The organism is Streptomyces sp. NBC_00984, assembly GCF_045162475.1.
Taxonomy (GTDB): domain Bacteria; phylum Actinomycetota; class Actinomycetes; order Streptomycetales; family Streptomycetaceae; genus Streptomyces.
The window spans coordinates 2,894,330-2,910,901 of the sequence record NZ_CP108734.1 but is presented as its reverse complement, the minus strand read 5'-3'; the positions used below and the strand labels follow the sequence as shown (position 1 = coordinate 2,910,901).

General features: G+C 70.8%; 18 protein-coding genes. 10 read left to right on the top strand and 8 right to left on the bottom strand.

Annotation, left to right across the window (positions count from 1 at the left end):
• Positions 1 to 7: 7 nt before the first annotated feature.
• From OG520_RS12510 to OG520_RS12495, 4 genes are all read right to left on the bottom strand, one after another.
• Entirely contained in the window at positions 8 to 484 is a 477-nt protein-coding gene (locus OG520_RS12510) for a MarR family winged helix-turn-helix transcriptional regulator (protein ID WP_266426606.1), read from the bottom strand.
• 125 nt (positions 485 to 609) lie between these two features.
• Positions 610 to 1,374, bottom strand: a complete 765-nt coding sequence (locus OG520_RS12505) for an AIM24 family protein (protein WP_389980186.1) — start codon at positions 1,372 to 1,374, stop codon at positions 610 to 612.
• Complete coding sequence (locus OG520_RS12500; protein WP_399333999.1) at positions 1,371 to 2,021, bottom strand: AIM24 family protein; 651 nt, start codon at positions 2,019 to 2,021, stop codon at positions 1,371 to 1,373. The genes OG520_RS12505 and OG520_RS12500 overlap by 4 nt, the downstream gene beginning before the upstream one ends.
• Entirely contained in the window at positions 2,021 to 2,653 is a 633-nt protein-coding gene (locus tag OG520_RS12495) for an AIM24 family protein (RefSeq protein WP_406016471.1), read from the bottom strand. Before OG520_RS12495 ends, OG520_RS12500 begins: the two co-directional genes overlap by 1 nt.
• Before the next feature lie 258 nt (positions 2,654 to 2,911).
• Here OG520_RS12495 and OG520_RS12490 point away from each other — a divergent pair, with 258 nt between their 5' ends.
• Entirely contained in the window at positions 2,912 to 3,262 is a 351-nt protein-coding gene (locus OG520_RS12490) for a DUF3817 domain-containing protein (protein ID WP_266426613.1), read from the top strand.
• The gene (locus OG520_RS12485; protein ID WP_030916057.1) at positions 3,259 to 3,552 is read left to right on the top strand and encodes an MTH1187 family thiamine-binding protein; all 294 of its coding nucleotides are present in this window, start codon (positions 3,259 to 3,261) and stop codon (positions 3,550 to 3,552) included. Before OG520_RS12490 ends, OG520_RS12485 begins: the two co-directional genes overlap by 4 nt.
• 54 nt (positions 3,553 to 3,606) lie before the next feature.
• Here OG520_RS12485 and OG520_RS12480 read toward each other — a convergent pair whose 3' ends face one another.
• A complete protein-coding gene (locus OG520_RS12480; protein ID WP_406013223.1) occupies positions 3,607 to 4,605 on the bottom strand; it encodes a DUF5937 family protein in 999 nt (332 codons plus the stop codon).
• Positions 4,606 to 4,679: 74 nt separating this feature from the next.
• On the opposite strand from OG520_RS12480, the gene OG520_RS12475 reads away from it, so the two are divergent.
• The 4 genes from OG520_RS12475 (at position 4,680) to OG520_RS12460 (ending at position 8,907) form a co-directional block, all read left to right on the top strand.
• The gene (locus tag OG520_RS12475) at positions 4,680 to 6,137 is read left to right on the top strand and encodes an MFS transporter (protein WP_406013222.1); all 1,458 of its coding nucleotides are present in this window, start codon (positions 4,680 to 4,682) and stop codon (positions 6,135 to 6,137) included.
• Between the two features lie 10 nt (positions 6,138 to 6,147).
• A complete protein-coding gene (locus OG520_RS12470) occupies positions 6,148 to 6,657 on the top strand; it encodes a MarR family winged helix-turn-helix transcriptional regulator (protein WP_406013221.1) in 510 nt (169 codons plus the stop codon).
• 116 nt (positions 6,658 to 6,773) lie between these two features.
• Positions 6,774 to 7,106 (top strand): DUF3817 domain-containing protein, encoded by a 333-nt coding sequence (locus OG520_RS12465; RefSeq protein WP_266426627.1) that lies wholly within the window; start codon positions 6,774 to 6,776, stop codon positions 7,104 to 7,106.
• A 100-nt stretch (positions 7,107 to 7,206) separates the two neighbouring features.
• A complete protein-coding gene (locus OG520_RS12460) occupies positions 7,207 to 8,907 on the top strand; it encodes a methylmalonyl-CoA mutase (RefSeq protein ID WP_266426629.1) in 1,701 nt (566 codons plus the stop codon).
• Here the strand turns inward: OG520_RS12460 and OG520_RS12455 are convergent.
• Together OG520_RS12455 and OG520_RS12450 are read right to left on the bottom strand one after the other, a co-directional pair.
• A complete protein-coding gene (locus OG520_RS12455; RefSeq protein WP_406013220.1) occupies positions 8,883 to 10,337 on the bottom strand; it encodes a sensor histidine kinase in 1,455 nt (484 codons plus the stop codon). The genes OG520_RS12460 and OG520_RS12455 overlap by 25 nt on opposite strands.
• A complete protein-coding gene (locus tag OG520_RS12450; RefSeq protein ID WP_399333986.1) occupies positions 10,334 to 11,014 on the bottom strand; it encodes a response regulator transcription factor in 681 nt (226 codons plus the stop codon). Before OG520_RS12450 ends, OG520_RS12455 begins: the two co-directional genes overlap by 4 nt.
• A gap of 64 nt (positions 11,015 to 11,078) precedes the next feature.
• Between OG520_RS12450 and OG520_RS12445 the strand changes: the two genes are divergently transcribed.
• Both OG520_RS12445 and OG520_RS12440 read left to right on the top strand, forming a co-directional pair.
• Complete coding sequence (locus tag OG520_RS12445; protein WP_406013219.1) at positions 11,079 to 12,206, top strand: UDP-N-acetylglucosamine--N-acetylmuramyl-(pentapeptide) pyrophosphoryl-undecaprenol N-acetylglucosamine transferase; 1,128 nt, start codon at positions 11,079 to 11,081, stop codon at positions 12,204 to 12,206.
• A gap of 28 nt (positions 12,207 to 12,234) precedes the next feature.
• Positions 12,235 to 13,254, top strand: coding sequence for a GDP-mannose 4,6-dehydratase (locus OG520_RS12440; protein ID WP_406013218.1), 1,020 nt, complete (start codon positions 12,235 to 12,237; stop codon positions 13,252 to 13,254).
• A 57-nt stretch (positions 13,255 to 13,311) separates the two neighbouring features.
• On the opposite strand, the gene OG520_RS12435 is transcribed toward OG520_RS12440, so the two are convergent.
• Positions 13,312 to 13,953 (bottom strand): TetR/AcrR family transcriptional regulator, encoded by a 642-nt coding sequence (locus tag OG520_RS12435; protein ID WP_399333980.1) that lies wholly within the window; start codon positions 13,951 to 13,953, stop codon positions 13,312 to 13,314.
• A gap of 394 nt (positions 13,954 to 14,347) precedes the next feature.
• Here OG520_RS12435 and OG520_RS12430 point away from each other — a divergent pair, with 394 nt between their 5' ends.
• Both OG520_RS12430 and OG520_RS12425 read left to right on the top strand, forming a co-directional pair.
• Positions 14,348 to 15,325 (top strand): tetratricopeptide repeat protein, encoded by a 978-nt coding sequence (locus OG520_RS12430; protein WP_406013217.1) that lies wholly within the window; start codon positions 14,348 to 14,350, stop codon positions 15,323 to 15,325.
• A 598-nt stretch (positions 15,326 to 15,923) separates the two neighbouring features.
• Positions 15,924 to 16,565 (top strand): DUF6230 family protein, encoded by a 642-nt coding sequence (locus OG520_RS12425; RefSeq protein WP_385329708.1) that lies wholly within the window; start codon positions 15,924 to 15,926, stop codon positions 16,563 to 16,565.
• Positions 16,566 to 16,572: the final 7 nt, after the last annotated feature.

Sequence of the window (16,572 nt, the reverse complement as noted above, 5' to 3'; positions counted from 1 at the left end):
CCGGGGGTCACACCTTGCCGCGCCGTCCCCGCAGGTGTTCCGCGACCGGGGTCAGCGCCGCGTGCAGGTTCGCCAGCGCCTCAGGCGTCAGCAGGTCCATGAAGTGCTTGCGGACCGACGCCACATGGTGCGGCGCCACCTTGCGCATCGTCTCCGCGCCGTCCTCGGTGAGGACCGCGTACAGACCGCGCCGGTCGGACTCGCAGTTCTCCCTGCGGACCAGACCGGCGTTCTCCATGCGGGTGATCTGGTGCGAGAGCCTGCTCTTGGACTGCAGCGTCGCGGCGGCGAGGTCGCTCATCCGCATGCGCTGGTCGTCCGACTCCGAGAGGTTGACCAGGATCTCGTAGTCGTTGTTGGTCAGGCCGAACGGCTGGAGATCCTTCTCCAACTGGTGCATCAGCAGCCTGCTGACGTCCAGGTGGGTGCGCCAGGCGCACTGCTCCGCGTCGTTCAGCCAGCGGGTGGCCGTCTCGGTCTCCATATATGGATTCTACCTAAGAAGTTGAAAGCCGGACGAAGTAGGGAGGTGTGACGGTCGGCACCCGTCCGGAGACGGGTCCGGGCGCGGGGTGCGGACGTTCGACGTCACACTCCGCAGAGTACCGTTCACAAACCGAAGCGACGCTGGAGGTCCCCGAGCTGACCGGGCATACGGGGTGAGGCGCCAGGTTGACCCGCGCCGCCCGGGACCCCCGCCTGACCCGGCACCGCGCCCGTCGGTTGTTCGGCCATCAGGATCTCGGTCGACTGGAGCAGCACCGTACCCGCGCCCACGAACTCGAACTGGTGCTCCTCGCCCGAGGTGCCCCCGAGGCCCGTCAGGGACCGCAGGCCGCCCAGTACGCCCGTCATGTAGCCGTGGTCGTAGTGGTGGCACGGCGAGGGGCAGTCCGCCCAGCCCACCAGGGCCTGCGGGTCGACCCGCAGCGGCGGCTCCATGAAGACCACCGGACCGTTGGAGGCGGCCACGAACTTCCCCGTACCGATCAGGGTCAGAAAGCCCGGCACGATCGACTGCTTGAGTGCCAGTGACGGCTGGTACGCGAGGAGATTGCCCGACCGGATGGTCAGATTCCCCTCGTCCAGGTCGTAGGAGTTCACATCGAAGGCCCGGTCCGCGAGCAGCATCTTGCCGCTGCCCTCGGCCACCACCCAGTCGCTCGCGTGCAGCGGCGAGTGGAAGCTCGTACGGATCAGCCGCTCGAAGCGGCCGTGGCCGATGCCGTTGAAATCGATCCGTCCGTAGTAGGCGATCATCTTGCCCTTCTGCAGGAACCACTGGCTCCCCTTGAGCTCCACGCAGAAGGTGTACGAGTTGACGTTGTCGTCCGACGGCAGCGTCATCGGGTCGAAGACCACGGGCGTGCTCACAGCTTCTCCTCCGAGGCCTGGACGTACACCGCGCCACTGCCGCTCAGCTCCAGCTGGAACGCCTCGCCGGAGCCGCGCCCCACCATGTCGCGCCAGCCGAGCGCGGTCGAGAGCTTGTTCCGTACGTCGCCGTGGTGCGCGACATACGCCTGCGGGTCCACATGCACCTCGCGGCCGGGGGTGATCGGCAGCTCGATCACCCCGCCGTGGGCCATCACCGCGACCGCGCCATGGCCCTTGAGCGTGGTGGTGAACAGGCCCTGCCCGGTCACCTGGCCGCGCACCATGCCCATCACGCCGCCCTGCGAGCCCATGAACATCGTGCCCTGCTGGAGCGTCCCGTCGAAGGCGAGCAGCCGGTCGGCCTCCACGTACAGGGTGTCCCCGGTCATGTTGATCACCTGGATGTGATGGCCGCCGTGGCCGAACATCACCGTTCCGCTGCCCTCGACCGTCATCAGCGGGGTCGCCTCATTGGCCACCCGCCGGCCGATCATCGACATCACGCCGCCCTGGCCGCCCTGGATGTTCGGCGTGAACGACACCTCGCCGCGGTAGGCGAGCATCGCGCCCCGCTGGCTGTACATCTTCTGGCCGGGAACCACCGTCGCCTCGACCATCTTCGAGTTGATCTCACGGAACGGCATCAGACATCGCCCCCGATGGTGTTCCGCTCGCTCGGCTGGACGTAGACGACGCCCTCGCCCTCGAACCGGATCTGGAAGGACTCCCCGGAACCCTCGCCGATCACCGTCCGGAAGTTCACGCCGGACTGGAAGTGCTGCTGGAGGCTGCCCTGGTGGGCGATGTAGGCGCCGGGGTCGACGAACAGCGGGTACTGGGCCGAGACCCGCAGCGCCACCGCCGAGCCGTCCGACATGATCGCCACCTGGCCGGTGCCCTCGACGGTGGTGGTGAACAGGCCGTTGCCGCTCGCCCCGCCGCGCAGGCCGGTGAAGGTGGTGCCGGTGCGCAGCCCCGCGTCGGTGCACAGCAGATTGCTCGCCTCGACGTAGAGCTTGTCCCCGTGCAGCGAGACGAGATTGATCTCGCTCGCGCGGTCCCCGAAGTAACAGGTGCCCTGGCCGGTCACCTCCATCACGGACATCTGCTCGCCGGTCAGGCGTCGGGTCACCATGCCGCGCAGCCCGTCACCGCCGCCGGTCATCTTCTTGAACGTCATCCGGCCGTCGTAGGCGACCATCGAGCCGTTCTTCGCCTTGACGGCGTCGCCGGCCAGGTCGACGGCGAGCGTCCTGCTGCCTTGGAGTCGGAACATTGCCACGGGGCGACGTTAGCGGCAGGCCCCCGGCCGGGACAGGGCCCGGAGGAGAATCCGGACCCCTGAACGGCCCCTGATACGCATCCGGTACGGGATCCGTACGCAACCGGGACGTAAGCCCTGTCGGCGCGGACGCGTCCTTCACCCGACCGATACGGCCCCCGGCGCCGAGCGCCGCCCGCGCCGATGCCACAATGGGTCGAGCTTGTGCCCGTATTCACAAGCTGTCACCGTCCTCCCACCGAAGGTGCCCTCGTGGACATCAAGACCGCTACCGCCCTGCACCGGCTGCGCCTCATCTCGATTCCCGAGGCGCTCTCCTTCCCGGCGCTGATCATCTTCGGCTCGATCCTCAGCCGGGTCTCCGACATCGACTTCCTGATGATGCCGCTCGGCATCCTGCACGGCGTGCTCTTCGTGATCTACGCCGTCCTGCTGCTCGATGTCTGGTCCAAGACCAAGTGGCCGCTGAAGCGCGTCGCGTTCTTCTTCCTGCTCGCGCTGCTGCCCTTCGGCGGCCTGTACGGCGACAAGCTGCTCAAGCGCTACGAGGCCGACGGCGTCATCGCCGCCCGCGCCCGCCGCGAAGGCGTGGTCAGCGCATGATCGTCGCGTTCTCGGTCAGCCCGCTGGGAGTCGGCGAGGACGTCGGCGAGTACGTCGCCGACGCCGTCCGGGTCGTCCGCGAGTCCGGCCTGCCCAACCGCACGGACGCCATGTTCACCTCCATCGAGGGTGAATGGGACGAGGTCATGGATGTCGTCAAGCGGGCCGTCGCCGCCGTCGAGGCCCGCGCCGGACGCGTCTCCCTCGTACTGAAGGCCGACATCCGCCCCGGTGTCACCGACGGACTGACCTCGAAGGTCGAGACGGTCGAGCGGTACCTCGCGGGCTGACGCCCCTCCGCACCACCCGGAGAACCCCCGCGCTGCACGGCGCGGGGGGCCTGGTCACCCGGAGTGCGTTGCGGGCTCCACCGCCAGCGCGAACCCGAGCGGTGTCCGCTCGTACAGCACCTGGTGCCCGTACCGCCGCGAGGTCAGCAGCCCCGCCGCCCGCAGCACCGACAGATGTTCCGACACGGAGGACGGCGCGAGCCCGAGCCGGTGGGCGAGGGCGCTCGTCCCTGCCGGTTCGTTGAGCATGCACAGGACATCGGCCCGCGCCCGCCCGAGCAGCCGCGCGAGCGCCTGCGGCGTACGGTCCGCGGGCTCCGTCCACAGGCCACCGATCCCACGCGCCGGATAGATCACCGCGGGCTGGTAGGGCGGCTCGTACCCGCTCACCACATCCGGCCAGGCGAAGACGCTCGGCATCAGGACAAGACCCTGCCCACCGAGCACCCGGGAGTGCCGGCCCCGCATCCCGACGAGCGTGAGCGTCGAGCCCGCCCAGCTCAGCTGGGGACTCAATTCGCCGAGCAGCCGCGCGAGGCCGACCGCGGCGAGTCGCCGCGAGTGGTACGCGATGTCCGCCTCCAGCAATGCGCGCAGCCGCGGCCAGTCCGGCTCGACCAGGACGCGCCACGCCTGTTCCAGAAGCGCGGACAGCTCCCGCTGCGCACGGGCGGGGTCGTCGAGCATCGCCCGTCCGGAGGGGGAGTCCAGCGCCCCCGGCACACACGCGAGCGTCAGTGCCAGGTCCGCACGGACGAGCTCGGGGTCGATGGCGCGCACCCCGGCGATCTCCTCCTCGAAGGATGCATAGGGCCCGAGCGGCGGCGGGCAGAGAAAGTCAGGATTGTGTCCGCCGGCCGGCATCAGCGACCAGAGCGGCCCGAGTTCGAGCCCCGCGGCGGCGCTCCGGATACGCCGCAGCCACGGCTCGTGGTAGCCGTGGTTCCCGGGGCGCAGAAGGGTGCGTACCGCCTGTTGCGTCTCCCAGAGCGGGGAGAGGGCGAACCTGCAGCACAGCAGATCGCTCTCGTCGAAATGCAGATGGAACGGCATCGGCGCACCTCACGAAGATTCGGTGTCAGCCGAAAGTTTATGGAGCGCGGGCCATGCTCCTCCACGCTGCGTCCATGCCGAGCAACAGCCCCGCCCCGGCGGGCAGCCCACGCGACGCGGTGGACCCCCCGAGCGGCCCGACGGGCCCATCACCCCACCACCCGTCCGCAGCGAACGCCCACCCCACAGGAGCGGCGCCGTCCCCGGAGCGCGCCGACCCCATTGACCCGAACCCGTCGCCCACGCTCCGGGCTCCGGCTTCCGTCCCGGACCCCGGCACACCCCGCGGCTACCGCGCCGTCTTCGCCGTACGGGAGTTCCGTGCCGTCTTCGCCGCACACCTGCTCTCCCTCCTCGGCGTCGTTGTCAGCGAGCTCGCGCTCACCGTCCTCGTCTACGACCTCACCGGATCGCCCCTGCTCAGCGCCCTCACCTTCGCGCTCGGTCTCCTCCCGTACCTCGTCGGCGGCACGCTCTTCGCCGGGGTCGCCGACCGCTACCCCGCCCGCCGGGTCCTGGTCACCTGTGATCTGATCTGCGCGGGCTGCGTCGCCGTCATGGTGCTGCCCGGGACCCCCGTCGGCGGGCTTCTCGCGCTGCGCTGTCTCGTCGCCTCCGTGTCGCCCGTCTTCACCGGGACGCGCATGGCCGCGCTCACCGACATCCTCGGCGATGGCGACCTCTATGTACTGGGCCGCTCGCTGCTGCGGATCGTGTCGCAGAGCGCGATGCTGATCGGCTTCGGCGTGGGCGGTGCGCTGCTCGCCGCGGTGTCCGCGCGCGGGGCGATCACGATCACCGTCGGGACCTTCCTCTGCTCGGCGGCGCTGCTCCGCTTCGGGACCCGGGACCGGCCCGCCCGGAGCGGCAGCGGCGCAGGCGGCGCCCTGCTCAAGGACTCGCTCGCCGGAGCCCGGACCGTCCTCGCCGACCGCAGGATCCGCGCGCTGATGCTGCTCTTCTGGCTGCCGGCGATGTTCGTCGTGGCACCGGAGGCGCTCGCCGCACCGTACGCGGACGAGATCGGTGTCGGCCCGGCCGCGCTCGGACTGCTGATGTGCGCGATGCCGGTCGGTCACATCGGCGCCGAGCTGTACGTGGGCGCGGTGCTCGCCCCGCGCCTGCGCTCCAGGATCGTGCTGCCCGTCGCCGCCGCCGGGCTGCTGCCCCTCGTGCTGTACGGGTTCCGTCCCGGCATAGTCCTGAGCGTTGTCGCGCTCGTGCTGGCCGGGGTGGGGGCGGCGTACGTCATCGGTCTCGACCAGTGGTTCGTCGACGCCGTCCCGGAGGAGCTGCGGGGCCGGGCCATGACCCTGCTCACCGCCGGGCTGATGACGGTCCAGGGCATCGGCATGGCCCTCGCCGGGCTCGCCGCCGAATTCGTCCCCGTACATCAGGTGGTCGCCGGGGCCGCTGTGATCGGTACGGTGTGCACGCTCGTCCTCGTCCGCGAGGCCAGGAACACGGAACCCGCGCACGGTCCTCGGACCGAAGTTCGAGACGGGGCTGACCAGCATATGACCAGTGGGTAAGGTCGGTGCCGTGCCGAAGCCGCTCAGTCTCCCCTTCGATCCCATCGCCCGCGCCGACGAACTCTGGCAGCAGCGCTGGGGCCCCGTGCCCTCGATGGGGGCGATCACCTCGATCATGCGCGCCCAGCAGATCCTGCTCGCCGAGGTCGACGCGGTCGTCAAGCCGTACGGACTGACCTTCGCGCGCTACGAGGCGCTGGTGCTGCTCACCTTCTCCAAGGCCGGTGAGCTGCCGATGTCCAAGATCGGCGAGCGGCTCATGGTCCACCCCACCTCCGTCACCAACACCGTGGACCGGCTGGTGCGCTCCGGCCTGGTCGCCAAGCGCCCCAACCCGAACGACGGCCGCGGCACCCTCGCCTCCATCACCGACAAGGGCCGCGAGGTCGTCGAGGCCGCGACCAAGGACCTGGTCGACATGGAGTTCGGGCTAGGGGCGTACGACGCCGAGGAGTGCGCGGAGATCTTCGCCATGCTGCGGCCGCTGCGGATCTCCGCCCAGGACTTCGAAGAGACGTAGAGAAGAGGCGCGGGGGAGAGGCGCGGGGAAGAAGCGCGGGCGGAGGGCGTAGAACGGCGTTTCGAGAGCCCGGCCCGCTGCAAGATCGCCCCGGCCGTCCGGTTACGCTCGATGCCATGAAACGCAGTGTGCTGACCCGGTACCGGGTGATGGCCTACGTCACCGCCGTCATGTTGCTGGTGCTCTGCACCTGCATGGTCTTCAAGTACGGCTTCGAGAAGGGCGAGGGTCTGACGCTCGTCGTCTCCCAGATCCACGGTGTCCTCTACATCATCTACCTGATCTTCGCCTTCGACCTCGGCTCCAAGGCGAAGTGGCCGATGGGCAAGCTGCTCTGGGTACTGATCTCCGGCACCATCCCGACGGCCGCGTTCTTCGTCGAGCGCAAGGTCGTCCGCGAGGTCGAGCCGCTGATCGTCGACGGTTCCCCCGCGACCGCCAAGGCCTGAACCGGCCGGACCCCGGTCCGCGCCGCCCGAACCGCCCCGTGCGAAGCACCGGGCGGTTTGCCATCGACATTTACTAGGACGTCCTAGTAAATTCGATGGTATGGACGCTGACGCGATCGAGGAAGGCCGCCTCCGCTGGCAGGCCCGTTACGACAAGGCCCGCAAGCGTGACGCGGACTTCACCACACTCTCCGGGGATCCGGTGGAGCCCGCGTACGGCCCCCGCCCCGGGGACACGTACGAGGGGTTCGAGCGAATCGGCTGGCCCGGCGAGTACCCCTTCACCCGGGGGCTCTACCCCACCGGCTACCGCGGCCGGACCTGGACCATCCGCCAGTTCGCCGGCTTCGGCAACGCCGAGCAGACCAACGAGCGCTACAAGATGATCCTCGCCGCGGGCGGCGGCGGGCTCAGCGTCGCCTTCGACATGCCGACGCTGATGGGCCGCGACTCCGACGACCCCCGCTCGCTCGGCGAGGTCGGGCACTGCGGTGTGGCGATCGACTCCGCCGCCGACATGGAGGTCCTCTTCAAGGACATCCCGCTCGGCGACGTCACGACGTCCATGACGATCAGCGGACCCGCCGTCCCGGTCTTCTGCATGTACCTGGTCGCGGCCGAGCGCCAGGGCGTCGACCCGGGCGTGCTCAACGGCACGCTCCAGACCGACATCTTCAAGGAGTACATCGCGCAGAAGGAGTGGCTCTTCCAGCCCGAGCCCCATCTGCGCCTCATCGGCGACCTGATGGAGCACTGCGCCCGCGACATCCCCGCCTACAAGCCGCTCTCCGTCTCCGGCTACCACATCCGCGAAGCCGGGGCGACGGCCGCGCAGGAGCTCGCGTACACCCTCGCCGACGGCTTCGGTTACGTGGAGCTCGGCCTCTCCCGCGGCCTCGACGTCGACACCTTCGCGCCCGGCCTCTCCTTCTTCTTCGACGCGCACCTCGACTTCTTCGAGGAGATCGCCAAGTTCCGCGCGGCCCGCCGGATCTGGGCCCGCTGGATGAAGGAGACCTACGGCGCGAAGACCGACAAGGCGCAGTGGCTCCGCTTCCACACCCAGACCGCCGGTGTCTCGCTCACCGCCCAGCAGCCGTACAACAACGTCGTGCGGACGGCCGTCGAGGCGCTCTCCGCGGTCCTCGGCGGCACCAACTCGCTGCACACCAACGCCCTCGACGAGACCCTCGCGCTCCCCTCCGAGCAGGCCGCCGAGATCGCCCTGCGCACCCAGCAGGTGCTGATGGAGGAGACCGGCGTCGCCAATGTGGCCGACCCGCTGGGCGGTTCCTGGTACGTCGAGCAGCTCACCGACCGGATCGAGGCCGACGCCGAGAAGATCTTCGACCAGATCAAGGAGCGCGGCACCCGGGCCCACCCGGACGGGCAGCACCCCATCGGGCCCATCACCTCCGGCATCCTGCGCGGCATCGAGGACGGCTGGTTCACCGGCGAGATCGCCGAGTCGGCCTTCCGCTACCAGCAGTCGCTGGAGAAGGGCGACAAGCGGGTCGTCGGCGTCAACGTCCACCACGGCTCGGTCACCGGCGACCTGGAGATCCTGCGGGTCAGCCACGAGGTCGAGCGCGAGCAGGTCCGGGCGCTCGGCGGCCGCAAGGACGCCCGCGACGACGCCCGGGTGAAGTCGGCGCTGGGCGCGATGCTGGCCGCCGCCCGCGACGGCTCCAACATGATCGTGCCGATGCTCGACGCGGTGCGGGCCGAGGCGACGCTCGGTGAGATCTGCGGGGTCCTGCGCGACGAGTGGGGCACCTACACGGAGCCGCCCGGCTTCTGACGGGCGCGGGGGAGGGCCCCGCCGCCCGGCGGGTCCCCGCCCTCGAACGTCAGCGTGAACAGCGCTCCGCCGCCCGGCGCCGCCCGTGCCGTCAGGTCCGCGCCATGAGCCCGTGCGATCTGCCGGGCCATGGCCAGCCCCAGTCCCGAGCCCGGCAGCGCACGGGCCGCGTCGGCGCGGTAGAAGCGGTCGAAGACGTACGGGAGGTCCGCCGCCGCGATCCCGGGACCGTGGTCGCGGACCGTCACCTCCAGCCCGTCCCCGAACGCGGTCAGACCGATCTCCACCGGGGCGCCCGGCGGGCTGAACTTGGCCGCGTTGTCCAGCAGATTGGTCAGCAGCCGACTCAGGCGGGCGGGCACGCCGGGCCGGGTCACCTCCGCCGCCGGGGGCGCGATCTCCAGCAGGAAGCGGGTCTCCGGCCAGTGTGTCCGGGCCGTGGTCACCGCATGCCCGGCCAGGTCCGCGATGCGTACCTCCTCCAGCAGCGGCAGCGGCTCCTCGTCCCTGGCCAGCTCGATCAGGTCGTTCACCAGGCCGGTCACCTCGCGGATCTGCCGACCCAGCGCCTTCGCCGCCCGGTCGCGCTGTGCCGGCGTCAGCCGGTCGGTCCGGGCCAGCAGCTCCGCGTTGGTGCGCAGCGCGGTCAGCGGGGTCCGCAGTTCGTGCGAGGCGTCCGCGACCAGCCGGCGCTGGGCGGTCACCGACTGCTCCAGCTCACCGAGCATCGTATTGAAGCTGGCCGCCAGCCGGGTCACTTCGTCCTGGCGTCCCGGCGGCCCCGGCGGCAGCTCGATGCGGTGGCGCGGGTCCCGGGTGGCCGCGATCCGCTCGGCGGTCGAGGTGAGCCGGGCCACGGGCGCCAGGCCGGTGCGGGAGACCCCGTAGCCGAGCGCCGCCGCCAGCAGGACGCCCGCCCCGCCGACCGCCGCCAGCAGTACGGCAGCCTGCCGGACGCCCTTCTCCACCGGGTCCGAGCGCAGCGCCACCTGGAGCGCCCGCCCGTCACCGAAGCGCGTCGTGAGCATCCGCAGGGGCTGCCCGAAGCGGGTGATGTTGCTGAAGTACGGGGGCCGGTCGCCCGCCGCCACCTCTCGTACCGGAGCGGAGACCGGCAGCGGATACGCCTCGCCCGGGTCCGCCGCCGCGGAGGCCGGGACCACCTGTGCGCAAGCGGGCGCGGAGAGGTACCGGCACTCGCCGGCCAGTACCTGCGGGCCGCCGCCCCGGTTCTCCTGGGTCAGCCGAGTCGCGGACTGCGTCAGATTCAGGTCCAGCTGGTGCAGCAGCTCGTAGCGGATCACGAAGAAGGCGGCCGCGCACACCCCGACCGCGACCAGTGCCACCGCCGCCGAGGCCGCCAGTGCCAGCCGTGTACGCACCGGGCGCCGACGTCGCCACCGGGCGCCCAGCCGGCGCACCCCGCTCATGCCGTGTCCAGCCGGTAGCCGAGACCGTGCACCGTGTGGACGAGCCGCGGTTCGCCGCCCAGCTCCAGTTTGCGGCGCAGGTAACCCACGTACACCGCGAGCGAGTTGGAGTCCGGCCCGAAGTCCTGCCCCCAGACGCGCTCCAGGATCATCGCACGGGGGAGCACCTGGCCCGGGTGGCGCAGGAGCAGTTCCAGCAGGGCGGCCTCGGTGCGGCTGAACTCCAGCGGGCGGCCCGCTCGTCGCCCCGTGCGGGCCACCGGATCCAGTGTCAGGTCCGCGAAGGACAGTTCCGCCCCGTCCGCCGCGGGCGGGGCGGCCCGCCGCAGCAGGGCCCTGACCCGGGCCACCAGTTCGTCCAGCGCGAACGGCTTCACCAGATAGTCGTCGGCGCCCGCGTCCAGGCCGTCGACGCGCTCGCTGACGGAGGCCAGGGCGGTGAGGACCAGGACCGGGGTCCTGTCCTCCATCGCGCGCAGCCGGCGGCACACCGCGAGCCCGTCCAGGACCGGCATCATCACGTCCAGGACCAGCGCGTCGGGCTGCCAGGACGCCACCGCCGAGAGCGCGGCCAGGCCGTCGCCGACCCCTCGTACCTCGTACCCCTCCACGCTCAGCCCGTCCTCGACGGCGGCCCGCACTTCCGGCTCGTCGTCGGCCACCAGAATCCTGTTCATACCCCGAAGAATGCCAAAGCGGACTCTTAGAACCTTCTTAAGCCGCTTTCCGAGAGTGGTGGCCATGCGCACACCACTCTCCGTCGTGATCGGTGCGGGCGGCACCGGCGGCCACATCTACCCAGGGCTCGCTCTCGCCGAGGCCCTGCGCCGCGCCGAGCCGGACGCGGTCATCTCCTTCGTCGGGACCGAGCGGGGCCTGGAGACGACCCTGATCCCGGCGGCCGGATACCGGCTGCACACCGTCGACATGATCCCCTTCGACCCCGCGCTGGGAGCCAAGCGCTTCCTGCTCCCGGCCGCCCTTCTGCGCTCCGGCGCGCAGTGCCGGTCCATCCTGCGCACCCAGCGGGCCCAGGTCGTCGTCGGCATGGGCGGCTACCCGAGCGCCCCCGCCGTCCTCGGGGCCCGGATGGCCGGGCTGCCGAGCGTCATCCACGAGTCCAACGCCGTCCCCGGCCGCGCCAACCAGTTCGCTGCCCGGCTCACCGAACACCTCACGGTCGCCTTCGACGGCAGCCGGCCGCACCTGGCGGGCGGAGAGCGGGCCCGGACCGTCGGCATGCCGATCGCCGCCTCGCTGGCCGCCCTGGACCGCCCCGCGCTCCGCGACGAGGCCCGGGACGCCTTCGGTATACCCGCCGGAGCCCGCGTCGTCCTCTTCAACGGCGGCAGCCTCGGCGCGGCCCGGCTCACCGCGGCCGCGGTCGGCCTCGCCGCCCGCTGGCGCGACCGCCGGGACGTCCACCTCCTGATCAAGACGGGTCCGGCGGCGCTCGCGGAGACCCGACAGCGGCTCGCCGACGCGGGCGCGGGCCCGGTCGCGCAGGCCGTCCGCTATCTGGACCGGATGGACCTCGCCTACGCCGTGGCCGATCTGGTGGTCTGCCGGGCCGGGTCCGCCACGATCGCCGAACTCGCGACCACCGGGGTGCCCGCCGTCCTCGTGCCGTACCCGCACGCCCCCGGCGACCACCAGACCCACAACGCCCGGGTGCTGTCCGAGGTGGGTGCCGCATACCTCGTGCCGGACGCCGAAACCACCGCCGACCGGCTCGCCGCCGTCGTCGAGCCGCTGCTCACCGATCCCGGCAGGCTCGCCGCGATGGGCCGCGCCGCCGACCCCGGCAACCACGCGCGGGCTGCCGACCTGCTCGCTGCCATCGTCATCCGCCTCGCCACCGCCCAGTAACCCCACCCAACGCAAAGGAATCCACCGCATGAGCACCGACCGCAACGGCCGCAGCATCGACTGGAAGGGCCGCACGGTCCTTGTCACCGGCGCCGAGGGCTTCATCGGCTCCACCCTCGTGGACCTGCTCGTCGAACGCGGCGCGCACGTCCGCGCGTTCGTCCACTACAAGCCGTACGCCGAGAAGGGTCACCTCGCCCGCTACCTCGACGACCCGCACGGCCCCGTCGAGATGATCGCCGGGGACATCGGTGACGCGGGCCGTGTGATGGACGCGGTCGCGGGCTGCGACACGGTCTTCCACCTCGCGGCGCTCATCGGCATCCCGTACAGCTACGACGCGCCGGCCGCGTACGTCCGCACGAACGTCGTCGGCACCGAGAACATCGCCGAGGCGTGCCGCCGCCACTCGGTGCGCCGCCTGCTGCACACCTCCACCAGCGAGGTGTACGGGAGCGCGCTGACCGCTCCGATCAGCGAGAATCACCCGCTCCAGCCGCAGTCCCCGTACTCCGCCTCGAAGATCGGCGCCGACATGATGGCGCTCTCGCACTGGCACGCCTTCGAGCTTCCGGTGACCGTCGTCCGCCCGTTCAACACCTACGGCCCGCGCCAGTCCGCCCGCGCGGTGATCCCCACGATCCTGGCCCAACTGCACGCGGGCGCACGGGAGATCCGCCTCGGCTCACTGACCCCCACCCGGGACTTCACGTACGTCACCGACACCGCGGCCGGATTCCTGGCGCTGGCCGACTGCGACCGGGCCCTGGGCGAGAGCGCCAACCTCGGCACCGGCCGGGAGATTTCGGTCGGGGACCTGGCCAAAGCCCTGATCACCGCGTCCGGTCGGGACGCGGAGGTGGTGGTGGACCCGGCGCGGCTGCGGCCCGCCGGCAGCGAGGTCCAGCGGCTGCTGTCCGACAACACCCGGGCCCGCGAGTGGGCGGGCTGGCGCCCCGAAGTCCCCCTGGAGGAGGGCCTGGAACGGACCTCCGCCTGGGTGGAGAAGCACCTCCACCTCTTCGCGCCGGGGCGCTATCAGGTCTGAGAGTCTGTCGGGTGACCTTCGATCGGAGAGCGGACGCACCAGGCCGTGGCCGCCCGATCAGAGGTCACCCGACAGGCTCTGAGCCCCGGCCAGCCCGAGCAGCAGCAGAGAGGTGAAGCTGCGCGCCCACTCGGCGTCCACCGGCTCGGCGCTGACCAGCGTCCGGTGCACCACGGCACCGGCGATCACATCGAAGATCAGGTCCGCGTTGTGGGCCGCCGTCCCGGCATCGTCCTCGTACGACAGCTCGCCGCGGGCCTGGGCGCGTTCCCGGCCGAGGACGACCAGGCGCTTCTGCCGGTCCACGATGGCCGACCGGATCCGCAGCCGGAGCGAATCGTCCCGGGTGGACTCCGCGACCACCGCCATCAGCGCGGTCCGGGTCTCCGGCCGCTCCAGCAATGCGGCGAACTGGAGCACGACGCCCTGCACATCGGCCGCCAGGCTGCCCCGGTCGTGGAGCTCCAGCTCGTCGAAGAGGACCGCGACCGCGTCGACGACCAGCTCGTTCTTGCCCGCCCAGCGTCGATAGAGGGTCGTCTTCGCGACCCCCGCCCGGGTCGCCACATCGCTCATGGTCAGCTTCGACCAGCCCAGATCGACCAGGGACGCCCGGGTCGCTTCGAGGATCGCGGCATCGGCCGCGGTACTGCGCGGACGTCCTGTCCGGGAGGGGGTCTGGTCGCTGTGGCTCAGCATGCGGTGACCATACCGGTCAGTAGTAAGAACGGGACGGCCCCGGTGTCCGTGAGACAGATCACCGGGATCATCTGTTCGAGAGAGCCCATCGGCAGTTACGCTACGGGTCGTAGCGTAAGGAAGGCGGCCAGGGCGCCGCGTCTCGCGCCACGAACGAGCGACAACCACAGGCGCCGGGTGGGGACCCGGAGCCGCACCAGGCACTGGGCGGGGGTCCGGCTGCCGAATCGGGTCTTTCAGGGGCCCACCGGGGTCTTTTCGACCTCTTCCAGGGTCCTTCGCGGGGCCCGGGAACGTGTCTGTCCGCCCGCCCCGCACACCGGCCGGGGCCGCGGACCGATCCGGTTCCCGTATCGCTTTCCGGATCGGCGCACCGAGGGGGGAGGATGTACGTATGCAGCCTAGGAACATGTCCATGAGCGGCGTCGTCGACCTCGCCGCGGTGAAGGCGGCCGGCGAGGCCAAGGTGAAGGCGGAGCAGGCCCGCGCCGAGGCCTCCCGGCAGGGTGGCGGCGGTGCCGTGCCGCCCTCCGCCCTGGTGATCGATGTCGATGAGGCGGGCTTCGAGAACGATGTCCTCCAGCGTTCCGCCGAGGTCCCGGTCGTCATCGACTTCTGGGCCGAGTGGTGCGAGCCGTGCAAGCAGTTGGGCCCGCTCCTGGAGCGTCTGGCCCTTGAGTACAACGGCCGCTTCGTGCTGGCCAAGGTCGATGTCGACGCCAACCAGATGCTGATGCAGCAGTTCGGCATCCAGGGCATTCCGGCGGTCTTCGCCGTCGTCGCCGGACAGGCCCTCCCGCTCTTCCAGGGCGCGGCCCCCGAGGCCCAGATCCGCCAGACGCTTGACCAGTTGATCCAGGTCGGCGAGGAGCGGTTCGGGCTCACCGGGATCGCGGTCGACCAGGACGCCGCCGCCGGAGAGGGTGACGCGGCTCCGGCCGAGGCGCCCGCGGGGCCGTACGACGCCCTGCTCGAATCGGCCGTACGGGCCCTGGACGCCGACGACTTCGCCGGTGCCGTCCAGGCGTACAAGAACGTCCTGTCCGACGACCCGGCCAACACGGAGGCCAAGCTCGGTCTCGCCCAGGCCGAACTCCTCTCCCGGGCCAAGGACATGGACGCGCAGCGGGTCCGCGAGAACGCCGCCGCGAATCCGGCCGATGTCACGGCGCAGCTCGCCGCCGCCGATCTGGATCTGGTCGGCGGTCATGTCGAGGACGCCTTCGGCCGGCTCGTCGAGACGGTGCGGCGCACCTTCGGTGACGACCGGGACGCCGCGCGGGTGCGGCTGCTGGAGCTGTTCGAGGTGATCGGCCCCGACGACCCGCGGGTCGGCGCCGCGCGTACGGCGCTGGCGCGGGTCTTGTTCTGATGTGACAAGTGGCCGCGGTGCCCTCCGGGGGACCGCGGCCTTTTTCGCGATCCGGCGATAAGAGACGCCCCTGCTTTACCAAATCTTGATAAAGCCAGGGCCTGTTACTCGCAGTAAATCGTGCACCGGGATCTGTCCGTATTGGTGACCCGATCCTCCCTTTCGTCCTTCGACTCGGCGCCACCCTGTGTGGCCGGGCGGTATCAGCCGGTCGCGCATCGGTTATCGGGCCGTTACTAGCGAGTAACGAACCCCCTTGTGTCACGGGCGGGAATGCACCACGATCGGCCACGCTCGGTCCAATAACGCCAGCCCGGCTGCCAGTCGGTGCGGCGGCCCTGTTGGGTCCCCACCGAGTGGGCCGGCGGCAGTGGCGCCGGCTCCGGGCAGGGGGGTTCCTGTCGTCCGGCAGGGCCTGTCCGAACAGGTTGCGCGAATGCGTGGCCAGTGGTTGTCGCTCGGGGGTGATCGCCGGTGATTCGGACGCGGTTCATGCCTCCGTCCGCAGGCGCTCTCCTTGCCGAGGACGTAGCACTTCTCCCATCCCAGGACGGGCCCAGCCCGGACCGGAGATGTACGTCCGAGAAGGAGGAAAATTATGAGTTCCCAGGTTCGTGGCGGCACCAGATGGAAGCGTTTCGCTCTGGTCATGGTGCCGAGCGTCGTCGCGACCGCGGCGGTGGGTGTCGGTCTCGCGCAGGGCGCCCTCGCGGCGTCGTTCAGCGTGTCCGGCCAGAGCTTCAAGGTGCGTGCGGACAAGCTCGTCGGCCATGACTTCGTCCAGTACGGCAGCGTTGCTACCGGCAAGGACCTCAAGGGCGACGACGCGGCGCACGCCGTGGCCGTGTCCGGCTTCAGCGATGCCACGATCACCAACATGTGCCAGTCGGTGGTCACTCCGAACCTTCCGTTCGGTCTCGGCAACGTCACGCTGCAGCTGAACGCGGGTACGGACCCGAAGAAGCCGGTCGAGGCGACCAACCTGTACCTCGACATCGCCGAGCTCGACGCCGACGCGTACTTCGAGCACATCGACATCGGTGTTGCCGCGGGAGACGTCGGCAAGCCCGGCATCCAGTCCGGTACCGAGAAGAAGGTCAACCCGAACGGCTTCGCGCAGCGCGCCGAGACGGCGACGCTGACCAACGTGAAGCAGACGGCATGGGCGACCACCGCCGGCACCTTCAAGCTCAGCAACCTGAGCCTGCGGCTGCACAGTGGCGTCAAGGAGTGCTACTAAGCACCCG

Excerpts from the sequence above, each read along its gene's own strand:
- OG520_RS12425 (WP_385329708.1), top strand. The coding sequence starts at position 15,924 with ATGAGTTCCCAGGTTCGTGGCGGCACCAGATGGAAGCGTTTCGCTCTG.
- OG520_RS12510 (WP_266426606.1), bottom strand. The coding sequence starts at position 484 with ATGGAGACCGAGACGGCCACCCGCTGGCTGAACGACGCGGAGCAGTGC.
- OG520_RS12475 (WP_406013222.1), top strand. The coding sequence starts at position 4,680 with ATGCCGAGCAACAGCCCCGCCCCGGCGGGCAGCCCACGCGACGCGGTG.
- OG520_RS12465 (WP_266426627.1), top strand. The coding sequence starts at position 6,774 with ATGAAACGCAGTGTGCTGACCCGGTACCGGGTGATGGCCTACGTCACC.
- OG520_RS12440 (WP_406013218.1), top strand. The coding sequence starts at position 12,235 with ATGAGCACCGACCGCAACGGCCGCAGCATCGACTGGAAGGGCCGCACG.
- OG520_RS12435 (WP_399333980.1), bottom strand. The coding sequence starts at position 13,953 with ATGCTGAGCCACAGCGACCAGACCCCCTCCCGGACAGGACGTCCGCGC.
- OG520_RS12485 (WP_030916057.1), top strand. The coding sequence starts at position 3,259 with ATGATCGTCGCGTTCTCGGTCAGCCCGCTGGGAGTCGGCGAGGACGTC.
- OG520_RS12500 (WP_399333999.1), bottom strand. The coding sequence starts at position 2,021 with ATGCCGTTCCGTGAGATCAACTCGAAGATGGTCGAGGCGACGGTGGTT.
- OG520_RS12455 (WP_406013220.1), bottom strand. The coding sequence starts at position 10,337 with ATGAGCGGGGTGCGCCGGCTGGGCGCCCGGTGGCGACGTCGGCGCCCG.
- OG520_RS12450 (WP_399333986.1), bottom strand. The coding sequence starts at position 11,014 with ATGAACAGGATTCTGGTGGCCGACGACGAGCCGGAAGTGCGGGCCGCC.
- OG520_RS12495 (WP_406016471.1), bottom strand. The coding sequence starts at position 2,653 with ATGTTCCGACTCCAAGGCAGCAGGACGCTCGCCGTCGACCTGGCCGGC.
- OG520_RS12460 (WP_266426629.1), top strand. The coding sequence starts at position 7,207 with ATGGACGCTGACGCGATCGAGGAAGGCCGCCTCCGCTGGCAGGCCCGT.
- OG520_RS12480 (WP_406013223.1), bottom strand. The coding sequence starts at position 4,605 with ATGCCGTTCCATCTGCATTTCGACGAGAGCGATCTGCTGTGCTGCAGG.
- OG520_RS12445 (WP_406013219.1), top strand. The coding sequence starts at position 11,079 with ATGCGCACACCACTCTCCGTCGTGATCGGTGCGGGCGGCACCGGCGGC.
- OG520_RS12430 (WP_406013217.1), top strand. The coding sequence starts at position 14,348 with ATGCAGCCTAGGAACATGTCCATGAGCGGCGTCGTCGACCTCGCCGCG.